Annotated in this window: 7 protein-coding genes; 5 read left to right on the forward strand and 2 right to left on the reverse strand. The window is 40.9% G+C overall.

What is annotated here, in order from left to right:
* Window positions 1-57: 57 nt before the first annotated feature.
* Both B2400_RS13790 and B2400_RS13795 read left to right on the forward strand, forming a co-directional pair.
* Window positions 58-963, forward strand: a complete 906-nt coding sequence (locus B2400_RS13790; RefSeq protein ID WP_293934315.1) for an EamA family transporter — start codon at window positions 58-60, stop codon at window positions 961-963.
* A gap of 64 nt (window positions 964-1,027) precedes the next feature.
* Window positions 1,028-3,298, forward strand: a complete 2,271-nt coding sequence (locus tag B2400_RS13795) for an inorganic phosphate transporter (RefSeq protein WP_293934317.1) — start codon at window positions 1,028-1,030, stop codon at window positions 3,296-3,298.
* Between the two features lie 61 nt (window positions 3,299-3,359).
* Here B2400_RS13795 and mtaB read toward each other — a convergent pair whose 3' ends face one another.
* Window positions 3,360-4,679: a tRNA (N(6)-L-threonylcarbamoyladenosine(37)-C(2))-methylthiotransferase MtaB gene (gene mtaB / locus B2400_RS13800; RefSeq protein WP_149525268.1), complete on the reverse strand. Its 1,320-nt coding sequence runs from the start codon at window positions 4,677-4,679 to the stop codon at window positions 3,360-3,362.
* Between the two features lie 346 nt (window positions 4,680-5,025).
* Between mtaB and B2400_RS13805 the strand changes: the two genes are divergently transcribed.
* The 3 genes from B2400_RS13805 to B2400_RS13815 are packed head-to-tail and all read left to right on the forward strand — an operon-like array spanning window position 5,026 to window position 8,162.
* Window positions 5,026-5,847, forward strand: a complete 822-nt coding sequence (locus tag B2400_RS13805) for a thymidylate synthase (protein ID WP_149525267.1) — start codon at window positions 5,026-5,028, stop codon at window positions 5,845-5,847.
* Window positions 5,848-5,864: 17 nt separating this feature from the next.
* The gene (locus B2400_RS13810) at window positions 5,865-6,368 is read left to right on the forward strand and encodes a dihydrofolate reductase (RefSeq protein WP_149525266.1); all 504 of its coding nucleotides are present in this window, start codon (window positions 5,865-5,867) and stop codon (window positions 6,366-6,368) included.
* 45 nt (window positions 6,369-6,413) lie between these two features.
* Window positions 6,414-8,162, forward strand: a complete 1,749-nt coding sequence (locus B2400_RS13815) for a M61 family metallopeptidase (protein ID WP_286651688.1) — start codon at window positions 6,414-6,416, stop codon at window positions 8,160-8,162.
* 106 nt (window positions 8,163-8,268) lie between these two features.
* Here B2400_RS13815 and B2400_RS13820 read toward each other — a convergent pair whose 3' ends face one another.
* Complete coding sequence (locus B2400_RS13820; protein ID WP_149525264.1) at window positions 8,269-8,775, reverse strand: outer membrane beta-barrel protein; 507 nt, start codon at window positions 8,773-8,775, stop codon at window positions 8,269-8,271.
* Window positions 8,776-9,057: the final 282 nt, after the last annotated feature.

The raw sequence follows: 9,057 nt of genomic DNA on the forward strand, positions 1-9,057 counted from the left end.
AATATCTAAAATCTAATATCTCCCATCTAATCAAAATATTCCCTTACTTTGCAACATATGAACAAAACTCAGGGAGCAATTGCAGTTTTTCTAGGTGCTGCGAGCTTTGGAATTCTCTCCACATTTGTAAAAAAAGCTTATGAACAGGGCTATTCATTAGGCGAAGTCACAGGTATACAAGCCTTTTTAGGGGCGTTGATCCTTTGGATACTTTGGATAGTTGTAGCTAGAACTAAATCACAAAAAAAATATCCTGCTAAATCTTCGAAGTGGAAAATAATCTTGGCTGGGGTCAGTACTGGAACGGTCAGTATCTTATACTACAAATGTGTGCAATTAGTACCTGCATCCTTGGCAATCGTACTGCTAATGCAGTATATATGGATTGGTCAGCTGATCGAATTTATTTTTTTCAAAGTAAAACCGAGTGCAACCCAGATTATCGGAATTGTCTGCATATTGATTGGGACTGTCTTTGCGACGGGCTTAATTGAAGAGCCACTTTCTTCTTTTTCCATACCCGGCTTAATCTATGGGGTATTGGCAGCAACAGCTTATTCTGTCTTCATGATCGTCAATGGGCGAGTTGGAAATGATTACCCTCCTATCCATAAATCTGCGCTGATGATTACCGGAGCCTTTCTGTTAATCGCTATCACGCTGCAGCCCGTTAGTTTATTACAGAGCGAAACTTTCATAGGCATTCTACCCTACGGACTTCTGCTTGCATTTTTTGGAACGGTGATACCGCCCTTGCTCTTTGCCTATGGCATGCCTAGCATTGGTTATTCGTTGGGTGCTGTATTGAGTGCTGTTGAACTGCCAGTTGCTGTGTGTATGTCTTACCTGGTATTAAATGAATCGGTTTCTTGGATGAAGTGGCTGGGGGTTATTTTTATCCTGTTGATTATTGTATGGAAGAATATTCCAAAACAAAAATCTTCGAATCCGACTTTAAATTAATAATTTCGTGAATTTAACAACTTCAATTCACACAAATCCGAACAGTATCAACAGATAATGTCTTATGGAAAACTATCTTTATCTAGTTCTTATTACCCTTGCCGTCTTAGCAATTATTGATTTGATGGTGGGCGTCAGTAACGACGCTGTAAACTTCCTTAACTCGGCAATCGGCTCGAAAGCAATCCCTTTCAAGACTATCATGATTATTGCCAGCTTAGGAATTTTATTTGGATCAGTATTCTCTAGCGGAATGATGGAAATTGCACGAAGTGGAATCTACGTCCCCAGCAAATTCACCTTTGATGATGTCATGGCAATATTTCTCGCCGTCATGATAACCGACATTATCCTGCTCGATATTTTTAATTATTTCGGACTTCCTACATCGACAACGGTATCTATTGTATTCGAATTACTGGGTGCAGCCATCAGCTTAGCAGTGTTTAAAATCGTTATGACCGACGGTTCTTGGTCTAGTTTATCGTCTTATATCAATACGGAAAAGGCCTCCGAAATCGTCTATAGTATTCTCCTCTCGGTGGTCATATCATTCAGCATTGGTATGTTAGTACAATACATCTCGAGAGTATTATTTACCTTCCAATTTGAAAAGAAATTAAAAACCGTGGGAGTGGTTTTCGGTGGAATTGCTATGGCCGCGATTACTTATTTCATTCTGATCAAAGGTCTGAAAGAAGTATCTTTCCTAAACTCCGACATTAAAAACTGGATCAAAACTCATGAGCTCTTGCTATTAGGTGGCAGCTTTGTGGTTTGTACCATCATAAGTTTTATTATCACGCGGTTAGGGATCAATATCCTCAAAGTAATTATTGGTATTGGAACTTTCGCTCTAGCGCTTTCGTTCGCAGGAAACGACTTAGTGAACTTTATTGGTGTTCCAGTCGCTGCTATACAGTCTATCGAAATTTTCCAAAGCGTACCTGGCGCAAATCCCGACACTTTCACCATGGACGCACTAGCATCCTCTGAAATCGTTGCTCCGCTATGGATATTGCTAACTGCTGGTATTGTCATGGTAATTACTTTATGGACCTCTAAGAAAGCAAAAACCGTTATCGAAACGGAGATGAGTTTATCGAACCAGGGTGATGGAAATGAGAAATTCCAATCAAACTTCCTTTCCAGAACTATTGTACGCGGCTTCATCCGTATGGGCTCTGTGCTTTCCTACGTCATGCCAAAGACTTTGCAATCGAACATCGACAAAAAGTTTGAAACACCGATGATTGCCGTTGGACAACAGAAACCAAAAGGCAAAGACGAGCCGATGTTTGATATGATCCGTGCTTCTGTTAACTTGATGGTTGCGAGTAGCTTAATCGCGTTAGGAACATCGATGAAATTACCTTTATCGACCACCTACGTAACGTTTATGGTAGCGATGGGTACTGCATTTGCCGATCGTGCTTGGGGCCGTGAGAGTGCGGTATATCGCGTTTCGGGTGTATTCCATGTAATCGGTGGATGGTTCGTAACAGCGGGTTGTGCATTTGCCGGAGCCTTCGTTTTTGCTTACTTCTTGAAAGTCGGCGGAATAGTCACTTTTGTGATCGCCTTAGTGGTGCTAGCATTGCTTTTATACCGCAACGCGAAAAGCCATGATAAGAAAATCAAGGCCAAAGCTTTACAGGAACTAAACTTGGACAAATCGGATATTTTATCACTTCAACAAGTGATGGAAACCAGTGCGAACCAAATCTCAGAAACGTTCTCCAAAGCGAACGTATTCTATAAGGACGCGATTGATTCGTTGATTAAGGAAGATTTGGAAGCACTCAAGATCAATAAGAAGTTGACCAAGAAATTGATGAACGACCTTAATTCGACAAATAACTCCATGTATAACTTTATCCGTAACCTGGATGATAGTTCTGTCAAAGGAAGTCGCTATTATATTATTTCCCTTGGCTATTTGCAGGATATGATTGAGAATGTGGCAGTGATAAACTCAAATGCTTTAAATCATGTGGACAATAATCACAAAACGCTTCGCATCAGCCAGGCAAAGGACTTGAAATATGTGGTAGAAAGATTAGGAGATTGGTTCTCAAAGATCAACATGGCTTACAAACGTCAGGATTTCAGTAAGATGGACTCCTTGATTGATGAGCGCGAGGGTATTCAAGAATACATCAATAATCTATTGGATAAACAGATCGATCGAATCAGAACATCGGAAAGCAGTCCAAAAAACAGTAGATTATACTTCTCTATCCTTTTGGAGACGAACGAGTTGCTAAGTTCGACCTACAAATTATTGAGACTTCATAAGGAATTTGCTTCCTTCCGCAGACGGAATCAACAATAAAATCCTTAAAGAAAAAAGGTGATCAAAAATCTGATCGCCTTTTTTGTATATGTCTTGTTTATTAATGTACCAATACTTCTTGTATTTCCTCGATATCGACGTCGCCATTTTCTGCAATGCTAAGGAACTTGACAGGTACTACCTCGTTTACCAATAAAGGATCATAAGGCGTACGCACTTTCACGTAGTTTCTCGAGAACGCATGCATATAACCATCCTTCTCATCGCCTTCAAATAACACCATATCAGTTTTACCTAATTGAGACTCATAGAATGCACGACGTTTTTTCTCGGATAGAATATGTAACATCTTGCTGCGATCGCTACGCTGTGCTCCAGGCACTGCACCTTCCATCTGCGCAGCAATTGTGTTCTCTCTTTCTGAATAAGTGAAAACATGAAGGTAAGAGATATCCATTTCGTTCAAAAAGTTATAGGTATCTATAAAATCCTCACGTGTTTCGCCCGGGAAACCGACAATTACGTCCACCCCTATACAGCAATCGGGCATCAAAGACTTGATCTTTGCTACGCGTTCATTATAAAGTTCGCGCTTATAGCGACGACGCATCTTCGCTAATACTGCATTATTCCCAGATTGCAAGGGCATATGGAAATGCGGAACGAAGCGTTTCGATTGAGCGACAAACTCAATAATCTCGTTCGTCAACAAATTAGGTTCGATCGAGGAAATACGAATTCTATCGATGCCTTCCACTTCGTCCAATGCTTTTACTAAATCGACGAAACGATCCTGACGCTTGCCATCACGGACTCCGAAATCACCAATATTAACCCCTGTCAACACTATTTCCTTCACCCCTGACGCTGCTATTTCTTCCGCTTGCTTCACGATATCCTCAATCTTGCCCGAACGGCTTGCACCACGCGCTAATGGAATGGTACAGAACGTACATGAATAGTCGCAACCGTCTTGAACTTTCAGAAAAGTACGCGTCCTGTCACCAATAGAAAAGGCCGAAACAAATTGGTTGGTCTCGTCAATTGGCGCATTGTGCACAACTGCTTTTTCGTTCTTCGTCAGATCATTGATGTGCTCTAGAATATTGAACTTCTCCGCAGCACCCAGTACCATATCCACGCCAGGAATCTCAGAAATTTCCTTCGGCTTCAACTGCGCATAACATCCAACAATAGTGATGTAGGCATTTGGAGAATATTTTAATGCTTCTTTTACAACCTTTCTACACTTTCGATCTGCATGATCGGTTACCGAACATGTATTAATGACATACACATCTGCCTGACTGTTAAATGGCGTAGTCTCGTAGCCCGCATCCTTGAAGATTCGACCGATGGAGGATGTTTCTGAAAAATTCAGCTTACAGCCCAGTGTATAGAAAGCAACTTTTTTTCCCATGATATTTTGCAAAAATACACAAAAAGACGCAAAATGTGAGTTGTTGAAAAAATCTGATATTCCAATGATTTTAAAACTTTCATGTTTCCATTGAAGAACCAACAGGAATGAAAGTTCTTGATCGCCAATGAAAACTTACACTTTCAGAAAAAACTTTCATACTTCCATTGAAAAACCAACAGGAATGAAAGTTCTTGATGGCCAATGAAAACTTACACTTTCAGAAAAAACTTTCATACTTCCATTGAAAAACCAACAGGGATGAAAGTTCTTGATGGCCAATGAAAACTCACACTTTCAGAAAAAAAAGGTATCTTCGTAGCTAATATAAAAAGGAAACGAACCTATGAGACAGTATTTGGATTTATTGGAGCATGTTTATCAAAATGGGGTTGTTAAAACCGATAGAACAGGCACCGGAACGAAAAGTGTTTTTGGATATCAAATGCGTTTCAACCTAAAAGAAGGGTTTCCGTTAGTAACGACCAAAAAACTACACCTACGTTCCATCATCCATGAATTAATATGGTTCCTGAAAGGGGAAACCAATATTCAATACTTGAAAGAGAATGGTGTTAGTATTTGGGACGAATGGGCGGATGAAGATGGAAACCTGGGTCCTGTGTATGGATCGCAATGGCGTTCCTGGCCAAAGCCTGACGGTGGCCATATCGATCAGATCACCCAAGTAATCAATCAATTAAAGAATACACCTGATTCTAGACGGATTATTGTATCAGCTTGGAATGTGGCTGAGGTCGAAAACATGGCTTTACCTCCATGTCACGCCTTCTTTCAATTTTATGTTGCTCCGGCAGAGCCTGAAAAAGGAATTCATAAACCGCAGCTATCTTGCCAACTATATCAACGCAGTGCCGATATCTTCTTAGGCGTACCTTTCAATATTGCATCCTATGCACTATTGACCATGATGGTCGCGCAGGTCTGCGACATGGAAGCTGCCGAATTTGTACATACGCTAGGCGATGCCCATATTTATAGCAACCATTTTGAGCAGACCGAATTGCAGCTATCCAGAGATCCGAAACCACTTCCAAAAATGATCATCAACCCGGATATCAAAGACATCTTTGATTTCAAATTCTCAGATTTCGAACTGGTAGACTACGAATTCCACCCGCATATTAAAGCACCTGTTGCCGTATAATCATATTAAAACATTACATGAGTTATCCAACATTCACACTAATCGTTGCCGCGTCGGAAAACAATGCTATAGGAAAAAACAACCAAATGTTATGGCACCTTCCGAACGATTTTAAATATTTTAAGAACAACACAATGGACCATTCCATTGTTATGGGCAGAAAAACCTTTGAATCGATCGGTAAAGCCCTACCTGGCCGTAGAAACATCGTAATCACGCGACAGCCAACTTTTCAGGCCGAAGACGTCGATGTTGCAAACAGTTTGCAGGAGGTAATGACTTATTGCAGAGACGAACGTGAAGTTTTTATCATCGGTGGTGCTCAAATCTATCAGCAAGCACTTTCCCTTGCTTCCAAAGTTCTTCTTACACGCGTGCATGCTGAAATTGATGATGCTGACGCTTACTTCCCTGCCCTACCTGCAGAAGATTGGGAGCTAGTATCGTCTGAAGCCCATTCAAAAGATGAAAAGCATCAGTTTGACTACACTTTCGAAGTATATAACAGAATTAAAAAATAAAGGGAATGCTTAACTAGCTTCCCTTTTCTCATAACTATAAAAAGCATGAACAGTAGTATCGATTTTCAGATCTCTTTTATTGAGCCACAGGCACACTATGTTGAAATGGAGATGTACATTCAAGGTTTTGCCAATACCTTTTTAGACATCAAAATGCCTGTATGGACGCCCGGCTCCTACCTTGTGCGCGAATTCTCCAAAAATATCGAACAAGTTTCCGCGGTGAAGGACAATGCTGAGGATCTGAAAATCTATAAGGTGTCCAAAAATACATGGCGCATCGACAATCCGAGCGACAGTGTGATGATCAAATATCGCATCTATAGCTTTGAAAAGTCTGTTCGTACGAACTTTGTGGATGCTGAGCATGCTTTCCTTAGCCCGGCGGGGACTTTCTTCTATGTTGCCGGCCACCTCAATCACGACGCAACCGTACGGGTAAACTTGCCAAGTTATTGGTCTAAAATATCAACAGGTTTACCAAAAGTCGACAACGAAGAAAACACATTTTATGCGGAGAACTTCGACATCCTTTTTGATTCACCATTAGAAATTGGAAACCAGGATATATGGAGCTTTGAAGCTGCAGGAATACCGCACGAATTTGCAATGGTGGGCGTAGGAAGCTACGATAAGGATATGCTTTCCTACGATATCAAGAAAATCGTGGAAGAGGAAACGAAATTGTGGGGTTCTAATCCAAACGATCGATATGTTTTTATAACACATAATTACCAAAGTGCACACGGAGGCTTAGAGCACTTAAACTCTACAGTATTAGCGTCGGGACGCAATGCTTACTCCAATGCGATTGGTTATACAAATTTCTTAAGCCTTGTTGCTCATGAGTATTTCCATTTGTGGCACGTGAAACGCTTGCGTCCGAAGACATTGGGACCATTTAATTATGAAGAAGAGAACTACACGCATCTTCTTTGGATCTTTGAAGGGTTTACTGCTTATTACGACAACCTCATTACCCGTAGATGTGGCTTTCGTGATGAGGTAGACTACTTACAAGCTTTAGTCAGCGAGTTCAATATGGTGTTGAATAAGCCCGGTCATCTAGTGCAATCCGTAGGGCTATCGAGCTTCGATACCTGGATCAAACAATACCGCCCGGATGAGAATTCCCAAAACTCAAGTATTTCCTACTACAATAAGGGCGCTATGCTGGCCTGCATGTTGGATATCAGTATCCTCGCGCAAACCAATGGAGAAAAGCGATTAGACCAAGTCTTACAAGCTGCCTATAAACAATTCTACTTAATTGATGGTAGAGGGATCGAGGAAGCTGAATTTAGAAAGCTTGCGGAGGAAGTGACGGGCACAAGCCTAGGCGAAATTTTCGACGCTGCTCATACTTGCGAAGAACTCGATTACAATGCTTACTTCAACCTAGTAGGCTATCAGTTTATCGATCAGAATAAAGCGAATATTGTTCCTAGTTTGGGTATCAAGGTATCTCATCACGACGGACGAACCGTGATCAAAAATATTGATCGCCACTCGTCGGCTTGGGAGTTTGGACTGAATGTGGATGATGAAATCGTAGCAGTCAACGGTACGAGAATCGACCCGCAAGGTCGGGAACTTGATTTAGCAATCAGTAGCTCAGCGATTGGAACTACGCTGAATATCATGATCGCGCGAGAAGGATTGATTCGCGAAATCCCTGTTACGTTGAAGGTTAGCGATCGTGTGTCGTATTATATTGAAAGAAATCCGGAAGCTACGGCAGAACAACGCGTATTGGGAGATATTTGGTTGTCGTTGGCACCCACTAATCAATAATTACTTCATGCGTCTACTGAATACTAACAGGAACAAAAATTTCTGAAAGTTTTCTAACTAAAATCTTTATAAAACAAAGGCTCGCGATTGCGAGCCTTTGTTTTTCTTAGAATGTGTACCTAACAGAGAATCCGAAGGTATCAAATATTTTAAAGCCCGAGCTTTGCAAGAAGTCAAAGTGAGGTTTGATATCCAATGAAAGAGCGATTGGCGCTGAAGGTATTTTGTATTCTACCCCTGCGATACCATCCACACTCAATGCAAGTTCAGAATACTTGTCAAAGCGATTTCCCTTATCGTCGGTATAAGCTTTGCCAGAATAGGATCCAACACTACCACCAAATCCCCAGAACCAAGAAAAGTCGTTTGCGATAGGCATGTGATATTCATACAAACCTACCAAACGAAATCTACTATATTTCGAATTACTTTGCACACTCAAGATACCCTCGATGGCATTGGTTTGGTTCAAGCTATAGCGGTAAGTCACACCTGTTGCAGATCCGAAGCGAGCCCCAATAGCATGTGTTGTTGGCAATTGTGCCTGAGCAATGTTCATACCCGCAAATACAGTCAAAACTAGAATGAAAGTTAATTGTAATGTTTTCTTCATAAATTATTTATCTATCTAACTAAACGCCCAAATGTAGCATTAATTTTTAAACGGTAAAAACGCGACTTAAGTATATCGTGGACTATAAAGTAGGGAGTATTTAATAGTTAGACCTATGCTTTTTAGGTTTGAACCAAGAAAGGAAGGATCGAAGGATTGGCAGGATCATGTTGAAAGAAAAAAAGGGGCTGTTTCTGAACCAGGAAAGGAAGGATTAAAGGATGGGCAGGATTTTACGCCATAGGTCTTTATACTAACTACTAATGCGAATTAAGGGTTGAA

The sequence above is a fragment of the Sphingobacterium sp. UBA6645 genome (assembly GCF_002455685.1).
Taxonomy (GTDB): Bacteria; Bacteroidota; Bacteroidia; order Sphingobacteriales; family Sphingobacteriaceae; genus Sphingobacterium; species Sphingobacterium hotanense.